Below are 21827 nucleotides of genomic sequence, written 5' to 3'. Positions count from 1 at the left end.
GTGGTTCACTTGCGCAGAGTCCCGTCAGGTCCCTTGGCCGCCTCCCCCCTCCCACGCAGCCAGAAGCGCCTGCCGGAACTGCGTTCCCTGCGGCTGATCGAGGGGTCGCTGTCGGCCCGCCGCATCGAACGCCAGGCCCCCTGGCTCGCCAGCCTGCATCGGATCAGCACCGGTGCCCTGGTGGGACTGGGTCTCTCCATGCTCGGCCTCAGTGCCCTGACCCTTCACTGGCAGAACCAGTGGGCCCACAGCTTCACCCAGCTGGAGGCCTCCAAGACCCTGGAGCACCGGATGCAGGAGGCCTCCGCTGTCCTCGAGCAGCATCACCTCAGTGTGGTGCGGCGGCCCGGGCTGCTGGAGCCCACCAGCAGCGAGAAGCTCATCCATCTGCCCGAACCGAAGGCCCCCCGTCCCCGCTCACCCCTGCCCCTGCTCGCCGGCTTCCAGTTGCGGGCCATCCCGGCCGGCTACTGATGCCTGCCGCCTTCCGCCCGAGGGCCGGCGGTTCCGGTCCCCCACCGACTGCGGGCAGCCCGCCCCCCCGCCGGTCGCCGGGATCGAAGGGACGTCGGGTGGTGGAGATCCAGCCGATCCCGCCCGGCAGGATGCTGGCGGTGTACCTGCTGCTCTGCGCCGCGCTGCTCGGCCTGGCCGGCCGGCTGGCCTGGCTGCAGGTGGTGCAGGCCCCCCGGCTTCAGGCCCGGGCCCTGGCCATCCAGACCCAGTCGATCGCCCCCATCGGCAAGCGCCGCACCATCGTGGATCGCATGGGTCGGCTGGTGGCCCTCGACGAGGAGCGCTACACGCTCTGGGCCCATCCCCGTTATTTCAACCTGCCCGGCGACGAACCCCAGCAGATCCGCCCTGCCTCCGACGTGGCCCGAAAGCTCTCCGTGGTGCTGGCCCGCCCCACGGAGGATCTGGTCAGGACCATCGGCAGCCGCCGCAGCGGCGTCAAGCTCGCCACCGGCCTGGATCCGGAAACGGCCCACCGGGTGAGGGCGCTGGGCATCAGCGGCCTCGACCTGGAGGCCTATCCCCAGCGGGTTTACCCGCAGGGCCAGCTGTTCGCCAACGTGGTGGGCTTCCTCAACCTGGAACGGGTGGCCCAGGCCGGCCTGGAACAGAGCCGGGATCGGGACCTGCGGCGCCAGGAGGTGACCCTGAGCATGCGCCGCGGGGCCGACGGCACCCCTCTGCCGGAAGGGCTCCAGGCCGGAGCGCTGTACGGCGACGACCTGCGGCTGCAGCTCACCCTGGATGCCCGCCTGCAGCAGGTGGCCCAGCAGGCGCTCGGCAAGCAGGTGAAGCAATGGAAAGCCAAACGCGGGGCCGCCCTGGTGATGAACGCCCGCAACGGCGAGATCCTGGCACTGGCCTCCACGCCCAGCTACGACCCCAACCGCTTCTGGAGCTACAACCCCGGACTGTTCCGGGAATGGTCGGTGCAGGACCTCTACGAACCCGGCTCCACCTTCAAGCCCATCAACCTGGCCCTGGCCCTGCAGGAGAAGGCGATCCGCCCCGGCGACAAGGTCAACGACGTGGGTCAGCTGGAAATCGGCGGCTGGCCGATCTTCAACCACGATCGCCGCGCCAACGGCCTGATCGATTTCCCCACCGTGCTGCAGGTCTCCAGCAACGTCGGCATGGTCAGGGCGATGGCCAATGTGAAACGGGATCGCTTCTGGCACTGGTTGCATGCCATGGGCATCGACGACATGCCGGACACGGACCTGCCCGGAGCCGTGGCCGGTCAGCTGAAGAGCCGCAGCGAATTCACCTCGGCCCCGATCGAGCCCGCGGTGGCCGCCTTCGGTCAGGGGTTCTCCCTCACCCCTCTGAAGCTGCTGCAGCTGCATGCAATGCTCGCCAACGGCGGCCGGCTGGTGAGCCCCCACATCACCCGGGGCCTGCGCTCAGGCGAAGCCCTGGCCAGTTCCAGCTCCCCCACGGGGGTGCAACTGCTGGATCCGAAGGTGACACGCACCGTCGTCGACTGGATGGAGTCGGTGGTGGAGAACGGCTCGGGCAAGGGCATGAAGATCCCCGGCTACCGGATCGCCGGCAAGACCGGCACCGCTCAGAAGGCCCGCAATGGGGTCTACATCCCCGGAGCCAGGATCTGCAGCTTCGTGGCGATCCTGCCGTCGGAGGACCCCAGCTACGTGGTGCTGGTGGTGGTCGACGAGCCCCAGGGGGGCAACGCCTACGGTTCCACCGTGGCCCTGCCGGCGGCCCGCCAGATCGCCGAAGCCCTGCTGGTGATCGAGAAGGTGCCCCCCACCCGGCCGGTCCCCAGGCCGGCCGGAAAACCCGCCGCCACCTGATCAGCCGCCTGCGCTCCCTGTCCTCATTCCCACAACCCCCTGGCTGTCGTCCCGGGGACCATGGCTAGCGTCGGAGCCTGAGGACCCCTTGCACGACGCCGTTCAACGATGGCCAATCTTCTCGAACAACTGGCCGCCATGACCGTGGTGGTGGCCGACACCGGCGACATCGACGCCATCCGTCAGTTCACGCCGCGGGATGCCACCACCAACCCTTCCCTGATCCTGGCCGCCGCCCAGATCCCCACCTACCAGGAGCTGATCGACCGTTCCCTGCGCGAATCCCGGGAGGTGATCGGCGCTGACGCCCCGGCCGAGGAGGTGGTGCGCGAAGCGATCGACGAGATCAGCGTCACCTTCGGCAAGGAAATTCTCAAGATCGTGCCGGGCCGGGTCTCCACCGAGGTGGATGCCCGCCTGAGCTACGACACCGACGCGACCATCGCCAAGGCCCGCAAGCTCATCAGCCTCTACGACCAGGCCGGCATCGGCAAGGACCGGGTGCTGATCAAGATCGCTTCCACCTGGGAGGGCATCAAGGCCGCAGAGATCCTCGAGCGGGAAGGCATCCACTGCAACCTGACGCTGCTGTTCGGCTTCGCCCAGGCCGTGGCCTGTGCCGAGGCCGGGGCCACATTGATCTCCCCGTTCGTGGGGCGCATCCTCGACTGGTACAAGAAATCCACCGGTCGCGACAGCTATCCAGGCCCGGAGGATCCCGGGGTGCTGTCGGTCACCCGGATCTTCAACTACTTCAAGACCCATGGCTACGCCACCGAGGTGATGGGTGCCAGCTTCCGCAACATCGACGAGATCGTGGAGCTGGCGGGCTGCGACCTGCTCACCATCTCCCCGGCTCTGATGGACCAGCTGCGCCAGAGCGAGGACGTGCTGGAGCGGCGCCTCGACGCCGCCAACCCGGCCGCCGGCGAACCCCGGATCCACGTGGATGAGACCCTGTTCCGGACCATGATGGCCGAGGACACCATGGCGAGCGACAAGCTCGACGAGGGGATCCGGGGCTTCTCCAAGGCCATCGAAACCCTGGAGGGCCAGCTGGCCCACCGGCTGGCGGTGGTCGAGGGCGGAGCCGCCTTCACCCACGCCGTGCACGAGATCTTTCTGCTCAACGATCTCGACGGCGACGGCTGCATCACCCGGGAGGAGTGGCTGGGCAGCGATGCGGTCTTCGATGCCCTCGACACCGACAACGACGGTCGTCTGGCCCCCGAGGACGTGCGCGGCGGCCTCGGCGCTCCCCTGGCGATCAGCCGCTGATCCTCAGGCCCGGGGCCTTGACCCCACCTTCACCTCGATGGGCAAGGATGGAGCACCGTTTCCCAGACGAATGGCCCGCACCGTCCATGCCCTCGACACCATGCGTGCCCTCGCCGACAGGGGCGAGGTGAAGGACGTGGAGGCCGGAGCCACCATCTTCCGTTCCGGTGAACCCGGGGACTGCATGTTCGGGCTGCTGGAGGGCACGGTGCGGCTCAGCTGGAACGCCGATGCGGGCCACGAGGACATCCGGGCAGGGGACGTCTTCGGAGCCGGCGCCCTGGTCACCCTTGACCACCGCCGCTACGGAGACGCCAGGGCCGTCACCCCCTGCAAGCTGCTGGTGATGAACCGGGAGAAGTTCCTGTTCGCCGTCCAGGAGGCGCCCATGTTCGCGATCGAGCTACTCGGCTCCATCGACCAGCGGCTGCGCGACCTCAAGGCCGCCACCCGCTGCTGAGGCCGATCAGCCCCTCTGGAACAGGAGCCGCCGGATCACCCGCTGGGCGATCTCGCCGTAGCCCATCTCCCCGGAGAGGATCTGGGCGATGCGCTGGGGGGCGGTGGGGCGTTTGATCCCGAGCTGATAGCCCACCCGGGGCACCCGGTAGAACACCTGGGCGATGCGCTTGCCCCAGGCCATCGAATCGCCCCACTCCTGGCGCATGCGCAGGCTGTAGGACTCCAGGGCCGCCGGATCGCCGCAGAGCCAGCGGTCAAGCGCGCCGGCGGCCTCGCGACCGCTCAGCAGGGAGGGCCGCAGCCCCTCGGCCAGAAAGGGATCGCAGAGCGAAGCCGCATCGCCCACCACCACCAGGCCCTGCCCGTGGAGGGGATGGTGGCCGTTCCAGATGCGCAGCCGCCCCTGGCGCCGCTCTCCCGCTGCCTCCGGCAGGCCAAGGCTCGGCAACAGGGAGCGGAGCACCGCCTGGCTGTCCGCCTCCTGCTGGCCGATGAAGGTGCCCACCCCGATGCTGTAGCCGCCCCGACGGGGAAACACCCAGCAGAAGCCGTGGTGCACCAGACCGAATTCGAACCGGACCATGTCGGCGGGTTCGGGCTCGGCCGCCACCTCCACCGAGACGGTGGCGGCGAAGCGGGGCCGGGGGGGACCCAGGCCAAGGGGAGCGGCAAAGCGGGACGAGGATCCGTCGGCGATCACCACTGCCGCCGCCCGCAGCACCTCTCCCCCCGCCGCGGCCACCTGCCAGAGCCCGTCCGCACCTCGCTCGATCCGCTCGGCCCGGCAGCCGTGGCGCAGATCGCAGCCCGCCTGGACAGCCTGCTCCCCCAGGTAGGCATCGAGCACGCTGCGGCGCACGATCCAGAAGGGGGCATCACCGGGGAGCTCGGCGGTCACCGGATCCTCCAGGCACCAGGTGAAGCGGACGCGGCGGATCACCTGGTCGACGGCGGGGGCCAGGTCGAAGGGGAACAAGCTCTGCACCGAGGCGGCCATGCCGCCGCCACAGGGCTTGGATCGGCCCTTGTCCTGGGCCTCCAGCAGGATCACCCGCCGACCCCGTGCCGCCAGATGGAACGCCGCTGCCGACCCGGCGGGACCGGCACCCACCACGATCACATCGGCATCGCCGGAGCCGCTCACACCTTGAGGATGTCGGCTTCCTTGTCGGCCAGATGCTTCTCCAGTTCGGCGATGTAGCGATCGGTCAGCTTCTGGATCCTGTCCTGCTCGTCGTGGCTCTGGTCCTCGGAGAGCTCACCATCCTTCTCCTGCTTCTTGATCCGATCGATGCCCTCGCGCCGGATGTTGCGCAGACCCACCTTGCCTTCTTCCGCATATTTCGCAGCGAGCTTGCAGAACTCCTTGCGGCGCTCCTCGGTGAGGGGGGGGATGTTGATGCGGATCAGGCGGCCGTCGTTGTTAGGGGTCAGGCCCAGGTCGCTCATGGCGATCGCCTTCTCGATCAGGGCCATGGACCCCTTGTCGAAGGGCTGGATCTGGATCGTCTGGGCGTCCGGGGTGGAGATCGTCGCGAGCGACTTGAGGGGTGTGTCGGCCCCGTAGTACTCGACGCTCAGCTTGTCGAGCAGGGAAGGGTTGGCCCGGCCGGTGCGGATGGTGTTGAAGGTGCGCTGGGTGGCTTCCACCGACTTGCGCATGCTGGCTTCGAGATCCATGGCAGGGGGAAAGGGCGGAGGGGAAGGGGGGTCAGCGGGGGGGCGCCGGCACGATGCTGGTGCCGATGGGCTCTCCGGCCACCGCCCGGCCGATGTTGCCCGAGCCGAACAGGTCGAAGACCACGATCGGAATGGCATTGTCCTTGCAGAGGGCGATGGCGGTGCTGTCCATCACCTCCAGTTCGCCGCTGAGCACGTCGAGGAAGGTGAGGCTCTCGTAGCGGACCGCATCGGGGTGCTTGGCGGGGTCCTTGTCGTAGACCCCATCCACCTTGGTGGCCTTGAAGATCACGTCGGCATTGATCTCGGCGGCCCGCAGGGCGGCGGTGGTGTCGGTGGTGAAGAAGGGATTGCCGCAGCCGGCCCCGAAGATCACCACACGCCCCTTCTCCAGGTGCCGGATGGCCCGCCGGCGGATGTAGGGCTCCGCCACCTCCTGCATGGAGATGGCGCTCTGGACCCGGGTCGGCACCCCGGCCCGCTCCAGACCGTCCTGGAGGGTGATGGCGTTCATCACCGTGGCCAGCATGCCCACGTAGTCGGCGGTGGCCCGGTCCATGCCGGCGGCGGATCCCTTCAGGCCCCGGAAGATGTTGCCCCCGCCCACCACGATCGCCAGCTGGGTGCCCCCGGAGACCACCTCGACCACGTCCTTGGCGATCGACTGCACGATGGCGGGGTCGATGCCGTAGCCCTGGTCGCCCATCAGGGCTTCACCGCTGAGCTTGAGAAGAACGCGCCTGTAGGCCATCGGCTCATGCGATCGGCCGAACAGTAGCAACCCCTCCCGCGGCCCCACCAGGTTGCGGGCGCCGCCCTCTGCCGCTTCACTGCCCCAAAGCAGCGGTGCCATGACCTTTCCCGCGTCCGGTTGCCCCCCGCATGGCCCCCGCAGCAGTGATGTGATGGCCCGGCTCACCCTCTCGGCCCTGGATCGGGCCAGCTCCCAGCCCGGCTTCTGGAGCGAGCCTGAGGTGCACCGGGCCCTGCTTGTCAGCGGGCTGTCGGTGCTGGTCTGCGGCCTGGCCCGGCTGCGGACGGATCTGGGCTGAACCGGCCCCTGGGGAGCCGGCGCCTTCAGAACTCGATGCCCGCCTGGGCCTTCACCCCCTGCTCCCGGAAGGGATGGCGGATGGCCTTCATCTCCGTAACCAGGTCGGCCCGCTCCAGCAGGGCCGCCGGGGCTCCCCGGCCGGTGAGGGCCACGTGGGTGAGGGGCGGCCGCAGGGCGAGGCCCTCCAGCACCTGGGCGGGATCGAGGTAGCCCAGCTTGAGAGCCACGTTGATCTCATCGAGCACCACCAGCTTGCGGGAGCCGTCGGCCAGGTAGGTGCAGGAGCGCTCCCAGGCGGCCTGGACCAGCTGGCGGTCCCTCTCCCTGTCCTGGGTTTCCCAGGTGAAGCCCTCCCCGAGGGCATGCCAGTGGAGGGCCTCACCGAAGATCTCCAGGGCCCGGGCTTCCCCCGGCTGCCAACCGCCCTTGATGAACTGCACCACCGCCACCTGACCGCCGTGGCCCAAGGTGCGCAGCACCAGCCCCAGGGCGGCGGTGGTCTTGCCCTTGCCCTCGCCGGTGAAGACCAGCACCAGGCCCTTCTCCAGGTTCCGCTCTCCCACCCGCTGCTGCTGCACCTCCTTGCGCCGGGCCATGCGGCGCCGGTAGGAGTCCTGATCCACCTCCGGGGCCAGATCGCCCCCCGGACCCAGTTCCTCGGCCTGGCGATCCAGCGGATCCGTGGCCGGCGCTGACGCGCTGGTGGAGGCGTTCGCCGTCATGGGATGGGGGTGGCTTTCCCCTCACTCTGGCGGAACCCCAGCCAGAGTCACCGCCACCGCACTCAGGAGGCCCGCAGGCGGGCCAGGGCGGTGTCGACCGCCTGCTGCTGATCCCGGCGGGTGATCCAGTGGTGGTAGGTGCGGGTGTGGATCGCCACGGAGTGGCCCATCATCCGGGCCGCCACCGTGTCCGGCAGGCCGATGTGGATGGTGCGCACAGCCCAGGCATGTCGCAGGTCGTAGGGGGTGATCGGCAGGTCGTAGCGACGGAACTGTTCCGCCACCCGCCGTCCGACCTGCTGCAGGGTGGTGCGCCGCAGATCGGTGGTCACCTCCGGCAGGCCCGTGGCGCCGTGGCCGAGCCGATCCAGCTCGAACCGCTCCACCCAGTCGGGCTGGAACGGCCACACCTGATGCTCTCCGGTCTTGCTGGTGGGCAGCACCCGCAGCACCCGGTCTCCCCCCGGGGCCAGGGCCGAGACATCGCAGAAGAACACCTCGTGGTTGCGCAGGCCATAAGTGGCCATGAGGCCGTAGGCGAGCCGCCAGCGGGGGTTGGGGATGGCCTCCACCAGCTCCAGGATGCGCGCATCGGTGGGCAGGCCCCGGAACCGGGCCGCATGGAGGCCGTAGCCACCGCTGCGTTCGCTCCAGTCCTCCGGGAGCGTCATTCCCAGGTGCCGGGCCAGGGCCGCCAGGGCGATGCCGCACTGCTGGCGGCTGCGGCTGGCGAGGGGGTAGCTCTCCAGAACGCGCTCCAGCAGGGGAGCGTCGACACTGCCCTGCGCCGCACCGGCCAGCGCGGCCAGACGCCGCAGATAGGGGCGGTAGGCGCCGCTCCAGGTGCTGCGGCTGCCCGCGGGCCGGCGGCGGCGGCGGGGTTCGGCGAAGAAGGCGGCCTCGAATCCCGCCAGCACCGGGGCGATCCAGGGGCCCCCATCGAGCGGCGGGGCAGGCGGCGCGGCCGTGGTGCCGGGGGAGCGGCGGCGCCACAGCTCCCAGCGGAAGGTGCCCCGATCGAGCCCATCGCGCACCGCCGCGAGCTGCTCCAGGGCCGCCGCCACCCCCGCCGCCGTGGCGGGCAGGCCCAGGCTGATGCGCTGCACCGGCCGGGCCGAGCTGCCCCTGGCACAGGGCAGGGGGCCGCGCAGGCCCAGCCGGCCCTGGCGGATCTCCAGTCTCAGGCCGGTACCGGACATCGCCAGGCGACCGTTCTCCCGACGCACCAGGGCAATGGTGTCGGCGTCGGGCAGTGGGAGGGCGGCCGGAGGGATGGTCAGCGGGCACGAGCCTGGGGCGGACGTTACCCGGCCCGCCCCCGTGGCGCCAGGGCGGCGTTACGCTCAGCCTTTCTGATCGAAGGCATGGCCAGGGTCGGCGTGCTGCTGCTGAACCTCGGCGGTCCTGAACGGATCGAGGATGTGGGGCCGTTTCTCTACAACCTCTTCTCCGACCCGGAGATCATCCGCCTGCCCACACCGGCGCTCCAGAAGCCCCTGGCCTGGCTGATCAGCACCCTGCGCAGCGGCAAGTCAAAGGAGGCCTACCGCTCCATCGGCGGCGGCTCCCCCCTGCGGCGCATCACGGAGCAGCAGGCGAGGGAACTGCAGAGCCGCCTGCGCCAGCAGGGGGTGGAGGCCACCAGCTACGTGGCGATGCGCTACTGGCATCCCTTCACCGAATCGGCCGTGGGCGACATCAAGGCCGACGGCGTCGAGGAGGTGGTGGTGCTGCCCCTCTATCCCCACTTCTCGATCAGCACCAGCGGCTCCAGTTTCCGGGAGCTGCAGCGCCTGCGCCAGGCCGACCCGGCCTTCCGCCGGCTGCCGATCCGCTGCATCCGCAGCTGGTACGACCACCCGGGATACATCGATGCGATGGCCGGCCTGATCGCCCGGGAGGTCCGGGCCTGCGTCACCCCGGAGGAGGCCCACATCTTCTTCAGCGCCCACGGGGTGCCCAAGAGCTACGTCGAGGAGGCCGGCGACCCCTACCAGCGGGAGATCGAGGCCTGCGCCGACCTGGTGATCAAGCGCCTCGAGGCGATGCTCGGCCACACCAACCCGTTCACCCTCGCCTACCAGAGCCGGGTCGGGCCGGTGGAGTGGCTCAAGCCCTACACCGAGGACGCCCTGCGCGAACTGGGCGAGCAGGGGGTCAAGGAGCTGGTGGTGGTGCCGATCAGTTTCGTCAGCGAGCACATCGAGACCCTCGAGGAGATCGACATCGAATACAGGGAGATCGCCACCGAGGCCGGGATCACCCACTTCCGTCGGGTGCCGGCCCTCGACACCGATCCCACCTTCATCCAGGGCCTCGCCGATCTGGTGCAGGAAGCCATGGCGGGGCCTGAGGTGAACCTGGATCAGGCGGCCCAGCTGCCCAAGAAGGTGAAGCTCTACCCCCAGGACAAATGGGCCTGGGGCTGGAACAACAGCTCCGAGGTCTGGAACGGCCGACTGGCGATGGTGGGATTTTCCGCTTTTCTGCTGGAATTGCTCACCGGTCACGGCCCCCTGCATGCCCTCGGACTGCTCTGATCCTCCGCCGCGCCCGGGGCTCCCGGCGGGGCGGCAGCTGGGACTGCGGCCGTGGACCCTGGCGATGGTCGGTGCCCTGGGCCTGATCGGCCCGGCGGATCCCGCCCGCGCCAGCAACGTCAGCCTCTGGGCCCGGGGCGCTTTCCCGGTGGCCAGCTTCGCCGGCTACACCAGCGGTTTCGGCATGCGCTCCCATCCCCTCAGCGGTGATGTGCGTCCCCATTACGGCATCGACATCGCCGCCCCCCTGGGTTCGCCGATCCGCAGCTGGTGGGCAGGGACGGTGAGCGAGGTGATCGTCGATGGGGGCTGCGGCAACGGGCTGGTGATCCGCTCCGGCAGCTACGAGCACATCTACTGCCACCTGGGGGGCCAGGCCGGCAGCGGTGTCTACCGCAGCGGCGGCGTCCGGCTGCAGGTGGGCCAGCGGGTCGCCACCGGCCAGGTGATCGGCCACGTCGGCCTCACGGGCAGCACCACCGGTCCCCATCTGCACTGGGGCATGCGCTATCGGGGATCCTGGATGGACCCCGCCCGCGTGTTGCGAGCCATGGCCGAAAGCCGGCGCCGACGCAACCCAAACCCCATCCAGAGACCTAACCTGGGCGTGTTCCGCTGATGGCCCCGCCCCCATCGACCGGTCTCCCGTTCGCCTGTCCCAAGCAGCAGCCGTGACGCTCACGCCCCTCCCCTCCCCGGCCGCCGGCACCAGCACCTCCCAACCATCGGTCGCCGACAGCGGCGCGTCCGTCGCCCCTCAGCGCGTGAGCGGGGCCTACGCCCTGATGGATGCCCTGCACCGGCATGGGGTCGGGCACATCTTCGGCTACCCCGGCGGCGCCATCCTGCCCATCTACGACGAGGTCCACAAGGCCGAAGCCCGTGGCTGGGTCAAGCACATCCTGGTGCGCCACGAGCAGGGCGGCACCCATGCGGCTGATGCCTACGCCAGGGCCACCGGTCGGGTCGGAGTCTGCTTCGGCACCTCCGGGCCCGGCGCCACCAACCTGGTGACGGGCATCGCCACGGCCCAGATGGATTCGGTGCCGATGGTGGTGATCACGGGCCAGGTGCCCCGGGCCGCCATCGGCACCGACGCCTTCCAGGAAACGGACATCTTCGGCATCACCCTGCCGATCGTGAAGCATTCCTGGGTGGTGCGCGACCCCGCCGACATCGGCCGCATCGTGGCGGAAGCCTTCCTGATCGCCGCCAGCGGCCGGCCGGGACCGGTGCTGATCGACGTGCCCAAGGACGTGGGCGCCGAGGAGTTCGACTACCTGCCCGTCGCCCCGGGCACGGCCGTTCCCTCGGGCTTCAAGCGGTCCCCATCCCCCCGGCCCGAAGCCATCCAGGCGGCCCTCGCCCTGATCCGCCAGGCCCGTCGCCCCCTCCTCTACGTGGGGGGAGGGGCCATCGCTTCCGATGCCCACGGGGTGGTGCACCAGCTGGCCGAGCGGTTCCGACTGCCGGTCACCACCACCTTGATGGGCAAGGGCGCCTTCAACGAGAACCACCCCCTGGCGGTGGGCATGCTCGGCATGCACGGCACGGCCTACGCCAACTTCGCGGTCACCGAGTGCGATCTGCTGATCGCCGTCGGCGCCCGCTTCGATGACCGCGTCACCGGCCGGCTCGACAGCTTCGCCCCCCGGGCCCAGGTGATCCACATCGACATCGACGCGGCCGAGGTGGGCAAGAACCGGGTTCCCGAAGTGCCGGTCGTCTCCGATGTGAAGCAGGCGCTCCAGGCCATGCTGGAGGCCTCCTCCGGGGAGGGTTCCAAGGGGCGCACCGACGCGTGGCTGGAGCGCATCGACACCTGGAAGCATCACTACCCCCTGGTGATCCCCGATCCCACCGGTGAGATCGCTCCCCAGGAGGTGGTGATCGCCCTGCGGGAACTGGCACCGGAGGCCTTCTACACCACCGACGTGGGCCAGCATCAGATGTGGGCGGCCCAGTTCCTGCGCAACGGGCCGCGCCGCTGGATCAGCAGTGCCGGCCTGGGCACCATGGGGTTCGGCATGCCCGCCGCCATGGGCGTCCAGACCGCCTTCCCCGACGAGACGGTGATCTGCGTCGCCGGTGACGCCAGCATCCTGATGAACATCCAGGAGCTGGGCACCCTCAGCCAGTACGGCCTGCCGGTGAAGGTGGTCGTGCTCAACAACGGCTGGCAGGGCATGGTGCGGCAGTGGCAGGAGAGCTTCTACGAGGAGCGCTACTCCAGCTCCGAGATGACCGGCGGCATGCCTGACTTCCCCGCCCTCGCCGAGGCCTTCGGGGTGAAGGGCATCGGCATCTCCGACCGGGCCCGGCTGCTCCCCGGCCTGGCCGAGGCCCTGGCCCATCCGGGTCCGGTCTTCGTCGACGTGCGCGTGAGGCGCAACGAGAACTGCTACCCGATGGTTCCGCCAGGAGCCAGCAACGCCCAGATGGTGGGGCTGCCCAGCCATCCCGAACTGGCCATCGACACCATCCGCCAATGCAACGCCTGCGGCAGCACCACTGCCAGCGCCCATCTGTTCTGTCCCAGTTGCGGCGCCAAGCTCTGACGCTGTTCGGTGTGCTGCTCGCGCTGCTGATCGCCTGGCCCGGGGCGGCGGCGGCGGCGGAGGTGTACCAGGTGCGCAGCGGCCGCTTGCTGCAGGTGGGGGATGGCAACCGCAGCTACCCGGTGCAGCTGGCCTGCATGGAGGTGGATCCCGATCAGGAGGAACAGGCGATCGCCTGGCTGCGCCAGGCCCTGCCGCGCCGCACCCGGGTCAATCTGCGTCCCATGGGGGAGAGCGGGGGCACCCTGCTGGCCCGCGTCAGCCGGCTGTCCGACGGCGACGACATGGCCACGGGCCTGATCGACGCGGGCCTGGCTCTGGCCGAAGCCTGTCCATGAGCCTCAACCGCACCGCCAAGGGGATCGTGCTGGTGCCCAGCCTGCTGCTGGGGGGCGCCTTCCTGGCCACAGGAGCCTGGATCGACGGCCCCGCCGCCGCCAACCGCGGCCTGGCCCTGACCCTGGGGGGCATCCTGATGGGGGCCGGCCTGCTCGCCCAGCTGCTGCCCGAGCCCGAGCGCCCGCCCGGCCCCTCGGCGTCCGACGCCCCATCCCCTCCCCCTGCCGACCCCGGAGCCTGAGCCGCTTCGACCCGCCCCACCGGGTGGGCGAACATCACAGCCTGCGGCGACGGCCGGATGGCCGCTTCACAGTTGGAGCAGTCACGGTGAAGGGATGCAGAACCGCGAAGAGCTCGTCGTTCCCCTGGCCCAGGTGGGCCTTGAGGCCATCGCCCGGGTGGGCGGCAAGAACGCCTCCCTCGGGGAGATGATCCGACGGCTGCAGCCCGCGGGCGTGAACGTGCCCGGAGGGTTCGCCACCACGGCCGCCGCCTACCGCCTGTTCATCGCCGCCAACGGGCTCAGGCCGGCCCTGGCCGGGCTGCTCGAGGGGCTGGACAGCGGCGATCTGGCGGCCCTGCAGGCGGCCGGCCAGGGGGCGCGGAACCTGCTCAACGGGGCGGCACTGCCCAAGCCACTGGTGGAGGCCATCCTCACGGCCTACCGGGAACTGGCGGCGGAGATGGCCGCCGCCGGGGTGCCGGCCGCGGTGGCGGTGCGCTCCAGCGCCACCGCCGAGGATCTGCCGAATGCCAGCTTCGCGGGCCAGCAGGAGACCTTTCTCCACATCGAGGGGGAGACGGCGCTGCTGGAGGCCTGCCGCCGCTGCTTCGCCTCCCTGTTCACCGATCGGGCCATCGCCTACCGGCAGCAGAACGGTTTCGATCACCTGGAGGTGGCCCTCTCGATCGGGGTGCAGCGCATGGTGCGCTCCGACCTGGCCAGCTCCGGTGTCATGTTCAGCATCGACACCGAGACCGGCTTCCGGAACGCGGTGCTGCTCACCGCCGCCTACGGGCTCGGGGAGAACGTGGTGCAGGGGGCGGTGAACCCCGACGAATGGCTGATCTTCAAGCCCACCCTGGCCCAGGGCTTCGCCCCGATCCTGAGCCGGCGGCTGGGGAGCAAGGCCCTGCGGATGGTCTATGCCGATCCCGGCAGCGGCGATGGTCGGGCCGTTCGCAACGAGGAGGTGACCGCCCAGGAGCGGAAGCGCTTCGCCCTCAGCGACGCCGAGGCGCTCACCCTGGCCCGCTGGGCCTGCGCGATCGAGCGCCACTACAGCGAACGGCGGGGCACGCCCACCCCCATGGACGTCGAATGGGCCAAGGACGGCCTCAGCGGCGAGCTGTTCATCCTCCAGGCCCGACCGGAAACGGTGGAATCCCGCCGCGGCGGGGCGGTGCTGCGCAGCTGGCACCTGGAGCCTCACCAGGCGGAGGAGATCACCCGCGGCCGGGCCATCGGCGCCTCGGTGAGCAGCGGCCGCGCCCGGGTGATCAGCGACCCCAGCGCGATCGCCAGCTTCACCGCCGGCGACCTGCTGGTGACCCGCCGCACCGACCCCGACTGGGAGCCGATCCTGAAGAAGGCCAGCGGCGTGGTCACCGACCAGGGCGGTCGCACCTGCCATGCGGCGATCATCGCCAGGGAGATGGGCCTGACGGCGATCGTCGGCACCGCCGACGGCACCGGCCGCATCCGGGACGGCGAAGCCATCACCCTCAGCTGCTGTGAGGGGGACGTGGGCCACGTCTACCGGGGGAAACTCCCATTCCACATGGAGGAGCAGGCCATCGACGAGCTGCCGGCCACCCGCACGAAGATCCTGATCAACGTGGGCAATCCCGAGGAGGCCTTTCAGCTGGCGTCGATTCCCTGCGACGGGGTGGGTCTGGCCCGGCTGGAGTTCATCATCGCCAACCACATCCGGGTGCATCCGATGGCGCTGCTGCAGCCGGAGCGGGTGGCCGATTCAGCCGAGCGGGCGGCCATCGCCGAGCTGGTGGAGGGCTACGACACCCCGGCCGACTACTACGTCGACCTGCTCAGCCAGGGCATGGCCCGGATCGCGGCGGCCTTCCATCCCCGGCCGGTGATCCTGCGTTTCTCCGATTTCAAGAGCAACGAGTATGCCCGCCTGCTGGGGGGCAGGGCCTTCGAGCCGGTGGAGGAGAACCCGATGATCGGCTGGCGCGGCGCCTCGCGCTACTACGCTCCCGCCTTCCGCGACGCCTTCGCCCTTGAGTGCCGAGCCCTGCGCCGGATCCGGGAGGTCATGGGTCTGACCAACGTGATTCCCATGGTTCCCTTCTGCCGCACCCCGGAAGAGGGCGACCGGGTGCTGGAGGCCATGGCCGCTGAAGGGCTGGTCCGGGGCCAGGACGGCCTGGAGGTGTACGTGATGTGCGAACTGCCCAGCAACGTGATCGGCGCCGAGGCCTTCGCCGAGCGCTTCGACGGCTTCTCGATCGGCTCCAACGACCTCACCCAGCTGACCCTGGGACTGGATCGGGATTCGGCGCTGGTGGCGGAACTGTTCGACGAACGGCATCCCGCGGTGAAGGAGATGATCCGGCTGGCGATCCGCACGGCCCGGCGCTGTGGCCGCAAGATCGGCATCTGCGGTCAGGCCCCCAGCGACTACCCCGACTTCGCCCGCTTCCTGGTGGAGGAGGGAATCGACTCGATCAGCCTCAATCCCGATGCGGTGGTGCCCACCCGAATCGCCATCGCCGCCATGGAGGCAGAGACGGCTCACCGGGTCGCAGGGGTGTAGGCGGTGCCGGGCACCGGATCGAGCAGACGGCACTCCCCGGATCGGCAGGCGGCCACGGTGGCGGCCGCCTCCTGCACACTTCCCTCCTGGCGGAACACGCGGCTCAGCAGACCGTCGAACTGCACCTCCCCCCCCGCCGTGCTCGCCAGCACCGTGAGCGGATCGAAGCGCTCCAGGAGCCTGGGCAGCACCTGCCGGCCCTTCACGAACGCCCCCGCCAGGGGCAGGCCCAGATCGACCACCGGAGTGATCACCGCATCCAGGCGACGGGCGGGCAGATCCTCGGCCAGGAACCCGTGGGGTTCCAGGTAGAGGTGGCCGCAAGGGTGATCGAGCAGGTAGCCGTTCTCCACAACGGGGACTGCGGCGCCGGCGGTGGCAGTGATCTCCAGGTCCCGGTGCCGGTGCACCTCTCCGGGGCGCAGGGCCGTGACAGCCGTGAAGCCCAGACGCCGGACCTGGGTGACCGCGCTGGTGGAGCCCACCACCGGCAGTCGTCGGTCGAGCAGCTGCAGGCTGGGGGGATGGCAGTGATCCGGCAGACCCTGGGTGAGCAGCAGCAGGTCGGGGGGCCCAGGAAGGGGGCAGGGCTCCAGGAGTCGGCCCCGCAGCAGCCAGGGACCGGGGGGAAACACCAGATCCCCGGTCAACCAGGGATCCACCAGCACCGTCAGATCACCGAAAGCCAACCACCAGCCGTTGGCGCCCAGGTACGTGGTGCGAAGCATCATCAGGCCAGGCGCAGGAGCATCATGGCGTGGGCGCTGCAGCGGACGACACAGAGCAGAGCGAGTCCCATGCAGAGGGGGCAGTGACCCAGACCCATCGGAACATTTCCCGGCAACCTGCATCATCGTCCACCTGGATCCTTCCTGTGGGACACGGCCTGCCGATGGGGACATTCGTGGCGCCCGTCGCGTCGCCGTGCCCTAGAACGCCATCAGACCTCCGCCTGCCCCGGCCGTGCTGCGCCTCAGCGAGCTGAAGCTGCCGCTCGATCACAGCGCCGCCGACCTGGAGGCGGCCATCCAGCGCCGGTTGGGGCTGGTCCCGGGGGAACTGCGGGGCCACCGTCTGGTGAAACGCAGCGTGGACGCCCGACGGCGGGGGTCCATCGCCCTGGTGTACTGCCTTGACCTGGATCTGGATGCCGGCGTGAGGCGCCGGCTGCTGCGGCGCTTCGGCACCGACCCCCATCTGCGGCCGACCCCGGACACCCGTTACCGGCCCGTGGCCCAGGCCGATCCGGCGGCACAGGCGCAGCGGCCGGTGGTGGTGGGCGCCGGCCCCTGCGGTTACTTCGCGGCCCTGTTGCTCGCCCAGATGGGATGGCGGCCCCTGTTGCTGGAGCGGGGCAAGGCCGTGAAGGAACGCACGGCCGACACCTTCGGGTTCTGGCAGGGCCGCCGCCGCTTCGATCCCGGCTCCAATGCCCAGTTCGGCGAGGGGGGCGCCGGCACGTTCTCCGATGGCAAGCTCTACAGCCAGGTGAGCGAAAGCCCCACCTACATCCGCAAGGTGCTTGAGGAACTGGTGGCAGCCGGTGCCGATCCGGAGATCCTCACCCTGCACCACCCCCACATCGGCACCTTCAAGCTGGCCACGGTGGTGCGGGGCCTGCGGGCCCGGATCGAGGCCCTTGGAGGAGAGGTGCGCTTCGGCCGGCACGTGGTCGGTCTGCTGCTGGAGGAAAACCCTGACCGACAGGTGCGCGGCGTGCGGCTGGCCGACGGCAGCACCATCGCCACCCGCCATCTGGTGCTGGCGCCGGGCCACAGTGCCCGCGACAGCTTCGTCATGCTGCGGGAGCTGGGGGTGGCGATGGCGCCGAAGCCCTTCGCGGTGGGTGTGAGGATCGAGCACCCCCAGGCCCTGGTCGACCGGGCCCGCTGGGGGGAGGCCGCCGGCCACCCCCGGCTCGGCCCTGCGGAATACAAACTCGTGCACCACTGCACGGGAAAAGCCACCACGGGACGCAGCGTCTACAGCTTCTGCATGTGTCCCGGGGGGCTGGTCGTGGGAGCCACCTCCGAAGAAGGCTGTGTGGTCACCAACGGCATGAGCCAGCACTCCCGCCGGGAACGCAATGCCAACAGCGGACTGGTGGTGCCCGTGAGCGAAGAGGACCTGGCACCCTTCGGCCGGGAACCGGGGGATCCCCTGGCCGGCATGGCCTTCCAGCGCCACTGGGAACGGCAGGCCTTCCTGGCCGGCGGTGGCGACTACCGGGCTCCGGCCCAGTGGCTGCAGGATTTCCTGGCCGGACGACCGAGCCAGGAGCCACCTGCTGGCGCCGTGGCTGGCTCCTACCAGCCCGGCCTGCACTTCGGCAGCCTTGAAGGCTGTCTGCCGGACTTCGTCCTGGAGGCGATCCGGGAAGCGCTGCCGGTGTTCTCCCAGCGAATCCCGGGCTACGCCATGGCGGGGGCCCTGCTGACCGGTGTGGAGACCCGTACCTCTTCGCCGTTACGGCTGCAGCGGAACCCGGTGACGTTCGAGAGCACCAACATCGCCGGCCTGTTCCCGGCGGGGGAGGGGGCCGGCCATGCGGGTGGGATCCTCTCAGCCGCGATCGATGGCATCAAGGTGGCTGAAGCGGTGGCGCTCAGCCTTCCTCGTCCTCCGCACCCAGCGGCGTCAGACGGATCTGCTTGCGCCCCAGCTTGATCTCGAACTCATCGCCGGGTTTGAGATCCAGCATGGCGGTGTAGGCCCGGCCCACCATCAGGTTGCCGTTGAACTGCACCTTGGTGCTGAAGCTGAGCTTGCGGCCGGCCTTGCCGCTGCGGGGAGCGGAAGAGAAATCCATGCCCTTGGCATGAAGAAGTGCCTCGTAGAAGGCGGTGAAGTTGAGTCGTTCAGCGCCATCCTTGCGGGACGTCACGTAGCCGCAGGCCCTGACGAGATCGGATTTGCTCGCTTCTCCCATCTCTTTGACCTTTGCCAGTAGTTCCGCACCGGTGAGCATGTCTGAAAATTGCATCCAATGCATTTTCTCTCGCCGTGGTGTCCCAGGCAACCTTCCGGCTGGTCGGTTATCCCGTTAAATCCTTTCTCACAGAAGGAGTTCATCCGACCTTCATCCCAACCCCAGCGATTTCTGGGCTGCCTACTGATCAAGGGCTGCGTACTGATCAAGCCTGGGAAACCACCCCGCTCCACTGCACCGCCCTGACCCCATCGCGGCGCCACGAGTGGAACAGCAGCGGCTCGGCCACCGTGCAGAGCGGGCAGAGGGCCATCCGATCCACCGTGATGCCTTCCCGACGCAGCTGCCACACCGTGGCCCGGCGGATGTCCAGCCGGTCCCGGCCCGGCTGCGGATCCGGCAGCAGGCTTCCGCAGGCCTCCAGATCCGCCAGGGCGGCCTCGATGTCCCCAAGGGAGCCCAGGGAGGCCGCCACCTGCAGGGTCACCGACCGCTGCACCTGGTAGCGGGAGCCATCCACCGCCGGACCGAGGGCCACCAGCAACCGATCACGACGGGCGCCCTCCGCCACGAGGGCGTCGATCGCCGCCGGCACGATCCGGGCGGCCACCCCCCGCCATCCGGCATGGCAGGCGGCCACCCGACCCGTGGCAGGGTCGGCGATCAGCACCGGGGTGCAGTCAGCGCCGCACACCCAGAGACTCTGGCCACCCCCATCGCTGCGCAGGCCGTCGGCCTCCGGCCAGGGGGGAGTCGCTGCGGCGGCAGCGGCGAGCACCGTCGCTCCATGCACCTGGCGGGTGCGATGGACGCTGATGCCGGCGCTGATCGCCCCGGCGAGTTCATCCGGTTCCCTGCCCTGCCACCGGCGGGTGAAGAAGCCGTGCTCGAAGCCGGCCAGCAGATCGCACTGCAGGTAATGACCGCCATAGGTCCCTACCCAGGTCCAGCCGGGCAGGTCGTTGAAACCCGCATCGGTGCGGTCGAAGGGCGGGTCGAGACCCTCAGCCATCCGGCAGGTCCCGCAGCAGCCAGAAGCCGTCGAGAGCCGGGGCCTCCTCGCTCGCCTGGATGGCGATGAACTGCAGCCCGCCGGCCCGCTCCCGGGCCTGGGCCAGGGCCGCCGCTGCCGCCTGCGCTTCCTGCTCCGGCAGGCGCGCCAGGATCCAGCGATCCTCCAGGCCAGCCTCGAGCACCAGCTGGCCGGAGCAGACCTCGAGCCTCACGGGCTCCAGGCCGGACAGCCAGCCGGCGATGGCCAGGGCCCGCCGGCGGCTGAACAGACGGATGCCGGGCACCGGGGTGGTGGGATCCAACTGAGCAGGCAGGGCCACCAGGCCGGGGAAGGCGATCTCCCAGCCGGCGGCTTCCGACAACGCCTCCGCGCTGAGGGTGGCCCAGCTCCAGCTGTCGCCCCGGGCCGCCTCCGGCAGGGGCACCGCCACCGGCGGGATCGGCTGGGGGGCGGGGGCCAGGGGTCCGGCCATGTAGCCGGGCTCCAGGGGGTAGACGTTCATCTGCCGTTCCTGCAGCCACTCCACCAGTCCGTAGCAGCGACGGCTCGGCACCAGCTCGAGCCCCAGGCCCTCCGCCGCCCGCTGCACCATGGTCCGCATCGAGCCCCGCCAGCAGCGCAGCCGCCGCGGCGGTCCGTAGCCCTGTTCGGCGCTGGCTTCCAGGGCCGCTTCGATGGCCCCCCGCAGCCACTGGGAATTGACGCTGGACGCCGGACAGTCCCTGACCCAGCGGAACGGGACCGCCGGGGCCTGGGACGTGGCGGTGGAGCAGATCAGCAGTTCCCAGCGTTTTTTACCATCAGCCTCCAGGATCGGCCTGGAGTAGTAGTCGAGCTCCCAGTCGGGGCCCGCCACCTGCATCGCTGCGCTCATCCCGCGTCCTGTTCCTGCTGACGCAGGAGCGCGCGGGCCCGGTGGGCCCGGTCGGCGGCTTCGGCCATCACGGTCTCCTTGGCGATCAGCAGTTCACCGGGAGGCCCCTCCAGCAGGGCGGTGTTGAGGGCGATGCGCCCGCGGGCGGGATCGATGGAGGTGATCAGGGCCTTGAGGTGCTCGCCCTGCTGGAAGGCCTCGCGCAGATCGCGCAGGGCGCCGCCGGTGATGCAGGAGTGATGCAGCAGACCGCTGACGCCGCCCAGGTCGACGAAGAAGCCATAGGGCTTGATCGACACCACCTGGCCCTCCACCAGCTGGCCCACCTCCAGGGTGGCGAAGCGGGCGGCGGTGGCGGCCCGTTTCTCGGAGAGCACCAGTTTGCGGGTTTCGGGATTCACCTCCAGGAAGGCGACCCCCAGGGTCTGGCCGACCAGGGCCTCATGGTTCTCGCCCTCGTTGAGCTGGGAACGGGGGATGAACCCCCGCAGTCCCTCCAGATCGCAGGTGACACCGCCACGGTTGAACCCGTTCACCCTGACCTGCACCGCCTTGCCGTCCTTCTCCAGCTGGCGCACCTTCTCCCAGCTCTGGCGCAGAGCCAGGGCCCGGGCGCTGATGGTGACCATGCCGTCGGCGTTCTGCTCCCGGGTGACGAGCACCTCAATGGGCAGCCCCTTGGGGAAACGCTCCTTGAGGTTGGTGATGACCCCCAGGCCGCATTCGCTCTTGGGCATGAAACCGGGGGCCTTGCCGCCGATGTCCACGTAGACGCCGTCGCTCTCCAGACCGATCACCACCCCCTGCACCACCTCTCCGGTGGTGCCGACCGGGGCGTTCTCGTCGAGGGCGGCGAGGAAGGCCTCCTCATCGAAATCGAAGTCGTCGACGGTGCGGGCGGAGGCAGCGGCCGAGGCCGTTCCGGCGGCGGCGGACGGGGCGCCTGACGTGCGGCCGCCCCGCCCTGGAGCAGGGCCGAGCAGGTCGGCCATGGTGAGGCCCTCCAGCCCATCCGGATCGAAGCGGTCCCCGTCCGCTGGAACAGGCGCGGGGCGCTCGGGGGGGGCGGCAGCACCAGCGGAGCTCGAAGCGGCGGGAGCGGGGAGTGTCTCGGCAGCCACCTCCTCCTCCTTCTTGATCATCAGCACCTGGGGGGGCTTGCGCAGGGGCGCAGGGGCCGTCCCGGAACCCGTCGCCGGCGACACCGGGCGCTGGGCGGGGTTCCTGGGCTGGCGCGGCGCGGAGTTGCCGGTTCCTGCCATCGAG

General features: G+C 70.1%; 22 protein-coding genes. 12 read left to right on the top strand and 10 right to left on the bottom strand.

The window, feature by feature from the left end; all coding sequences use genetic code 11:
* Positions 1–33: 33 nt before the first annotated feature.
* From KUG41_RS12705 to KUG41_RS12690, 4 genes are all read left to right on the top strand, one after another.
* Positions 34–474 (top strand): hypothetical protein, encoded by a 441-nt coding sequence (locus tag KUG41_RS12705; RefSeq protein ID WP_216904558.1) that lies wholly within the window; start codon positions 34–36, stop codon positions 472–474.
* Complete coding sequence (locus tag KUG41_RS12700; RefSeq protein ID WP_371734137.1) at positions 474–2330, top strand: peptidoglycan D,D-transpeptidase FtsI family protein; 1857 nt, start codon at positions 474–476, stop codon at positions 2328–2330. The genes KUG41_RS12705 and KUG41_RS12700 overlap by 1 nt, the downstream gene beginning before the upstream one ends.
* A 108-nt stretch (positions 2331–2438) precedes the next feature.
* Positions 2439–3608 (top strand): transaldolase, encoded by a 1170-nt coding sequence (locus KUG41_RS12695; RefSeq protein ID WP_216904557.1) that lies wholly within the window; start codon positions 2439–2441, stop codon positions 3606–3608.
* Positions 3609–3678: 70 nt separating this feature from the next.
* Positions 3679–4068, top strand: coding sequence for a cyclic nucleotide-binding domain-containing protein (locus tag KUG41_RS12690; protein ID WP_216904556.1), 390 nt, complete (start codon positions 3679–3681; stop codon positions 4066–4068).
* A 6-nt stretch (positions 4069–4074) separates the two neighbouring features.
* On the opposite strand, the gene KUG41_RS12685 is transcribed toward KUG41_RS12690, so the two are convergent.
* From KUG41_RS12685 to pyrH, 3 genes are read right to left on the bottom strand one after another with little or no spacing between them, the layout of a single operon-like run.
* A complete protein-coding gene (locus KUG41_RS12685; RefSeq protein WP_216904555.1) occupies positions 4075–5214 on the bottom strand; it encodes a geranylgeranyl reductase family protein in 1140 nt (379 codons plus the stop codon).
* Entirely contained in the window at positions 5211–5750 is a 540-nt protein-coding gene (gene frr, locus KUG41_RS12680; protein WP_216904554.1) for a ribosome recycling factor, read from the bottom strand. The genes KUG41_RS12685 and frr overlap by 4 nt, the downstream gene beginning before the upstream one ends.
* Before the next feature lie 31 nt (positions 5751–5781).
* Positions 5782–6501 carry a UMP kinase gene (gene pyrH, locus KUG41_RS12675; protein ID WP_216904646.1) on the bottom strand — a complete coding sequence of 240 codons (720 nt, stop codon included), beginning with the start codon at positions 6499–6501 and terminating at the stop codon, positions 5782–5784.
* A gap of 100 nt (positions 6502–6601) precedes the next feature.
* Between pyrH and KUG41_RS12670 the strand changes: the two genes are divergently transcribed.
* On the top strand, positions 6602–6802 hold the full coding sequence (locus tag KUG41_RS12670) for a hypothetical protein (RefSeq protein ID WP_216904654.1): 201 nt from the start codon (positions 6602–6604) through the stop codon (positions 6800–6802).
* 25 nt (positions 6803–6827) lie between these two features.
* On the opposite strand, the gene cobO is transcribed toward KUG41_RS12670, so the two are convergent.
* Positions 6828–7526: a cob(I)yrinic acid a,c-diamide adenosyltransferase gene (gene cobO / locus KUG41_RS12665; protein ID WP_216904553.1), complete on the bottom strand. Its 699-nt coding sequence runs from the start codon at positions 7524–7526 to the stop codon at positions 6828–6830.
* 62 nt (positions 7527–7588) lie between these two features.
* Positions 7589–8725, bottom strand: a complete 1137-nt coding sequence (locus KUG41_RS12660; RefSeq protein WP_216904552.1) for a site-specific integrase — start codon at positions 8723–8725, stop codon at positions 7589–7591.
* 165 nt (positions 8726–8890) lie between these two features.
* Between KUG41_RS12660 and hemH the strand changes: the two genes are divergently transcribed.
* The 6 genes from hemH to ppsA all read left to right on the top strand — a co-directional run bounded on the left by hemH (position 8891) and on the right by ppsA (position 15743).
* Positions 8891–10066, top strand: coding sequence for a ferrochelatase (gene hemH / locus KUG41_RS12655; RefSeq protein WP_216904551.1), 1176 nt, complete (start codon positions 8891–8893; stop codon positions 10064–10066).
* A gap of 64 nt (positions 10067–10130) precedes the next feature.
* The gene (locus tag KUG41_RS12650; protein ID WP_254217239.1) at positions 10131–10685 is read left to right on the top strand and encodes a M23 family metallopeptidase; all 555 of its coding nucleotides are present in this window, start codon (positions 10131–10133) and stop codon (positions 10683–10685) included.
* Between the two features lie 166 nt (positions 10686–10851).
* On the top strand, positions 10852–12624 hold the full coding sequence (ilvB, locus tag KUG41_RS12645; RefSeq protein WP_254217259.1) for a biosynthetic-type acetolactate synthase large subunit: 1773 nt from the start codon (positions 10852–10854) through the stop codon (positions 12622–12624).
* Positions 12606–12962 carry a hypothetical protein gene (locus tag KUG41_RS12640; protein WP_254217238.1) on the top strand — a complete coding sequence of 119 codons (357 nt, stop codon included), beginning with the start codon at positions 12606–12608 and terminating at the stop codon, positions 12960–12962. The genes ilvB and KUG41_RS12640 overlap by 19 nt, the downstream gene beginning before the upstream one ends.
* Positions 12959–13204: a GIVxVP protein gene (locus tag KUG41_RS12635; RefSeq protein ID WP_216904548.1), complete on the top strand. Its 246-nt coding sequence runs from the start codon at positions 12959–12961 to the stop codon at positions 13202–13204. Before KUG41_RS12640 ends, KUG41_RS12635 begins: the two co-directional genes overlap by 4 nt.
* 94 nt (positions 13205–13298) lie before the next feature.
* Complete coding sequence (gene ppsA, locus KUG41_RS12630) at positions 13299–15743, top strand: phosphoenolpyruvate synthase (protein WP_216904547.1); 2445 nt, start codon at positions 13299–13301, stop codon at positions 15741–15743.
* Here the strand turns inward: ppsA and KUG41_RS12625 are convergent.
* Positions 15722–16474 carry an MBL fold metallo-hydrolase gene (locus KUG41_RS12625; protein WP_216904546.1) on the bottom strand — a complete coding sequence of 251 codons (753 nt, stop codon included), beginning with the start codon at positions 16472–16474 and terminating at the stop codon, positions 15722–15724. The two genes, ppsA and KUG41_RS12625, sit on opposite strands and share 22 nt — an antisense overlap.
* Positions 16475–16706: 232 nt before the next feature.
* Between KUG41_RS12625 and KUG41_RS12620 the strand changes: the two genes are divergently transcribed.
* Positions 16707–18410: an FAD-dependent oxidoreductase gene (locus KUG41_RS12620; RefSeq protein WP_216904545.1), complete on the top strand. Its 1704-nt coding sequence runs from the start codon at positions 16707–16709 to the stop codon at positions 18408–18410.
* Here KUG41_RS12620 and KUG41_RS12615 read toward each other — a convergent pair.
* The 4 genes from KUG41_RS12615 to KUG41_RS12600 all read right to left on the bottom strand — a co-directional run bounded on the left by KUG41_RS12615 (position 18349) and on the right by KUG41_RS12600 (position 21823).
* Positions 18349–18711, bottom strand: a complete 363-nt coding sequence (locus KUG41_RS12615; RefSeq protein ID WP_216904544.1) for an AbrB family transcriptional regulator — start codon at positions 18709–18711, stop codon at positions 18349–18351. The two genes, KUG41_RS12620 and KUG41_RS12615, sit on opposite strands and share 62 nt — an antisense overlap.
* Positions 18712–18877: 166 nt before the next feature.
* Positions 18878–19684 carry a polyphenol oxidase family protein gene (locus KUG41_RS12610; RefSeq protein WP_216904543.1) on the bottom strand — a complete coding sequence of 269 codons (807 nt, stop codon included), beginning with the start codon at positions 19682–19684 and terminating at the stop codon, positions 18878–18880.
* Positions 19677–20561 (bottom strand): Tab2/Atab2 family RNA-binding protein, encoded by an 885-nt coding sequence (locus tag KUG41_RS12605; RefSeq protein WP_216904542.1) that lies wholly within the window; start codon positions 20559–20561, stop codon positions 19677–19679. Before KUG41_RS12605 ends, KUG41_RS12610 begins: the two co-directional genes overlap by 8 nt.
* Entirely contained in the window at positions 20558–21823 is a 1266-nt protein-coding gene (locus tag KUG41_RS12600; RefSeq protein WP_216904541.1) for a S1 RNA-binding domain-containing protein, read from the bottom strand. The genes KUG41_RS12605 and KUG41_RS12600 overlap by 4 nt, the downstream gene beginning before the upstream one ends.
* Positions 21824–21827: the final 4 nt, after the last annotated feature.

Source organism: Synechococcus sp. CCY 9618 (genome assembly GCF_019038415.1).
GTDB lineage: Bacteria > Cyanobacteriota > Cyanobacteriia > PCC-6307 > Cyanobiaceae > Cyanobium.
Note: the sequence above shows the minus strand (reverse complement) of the source record. Positions and strands in the feature narration are given on the sequence as shown.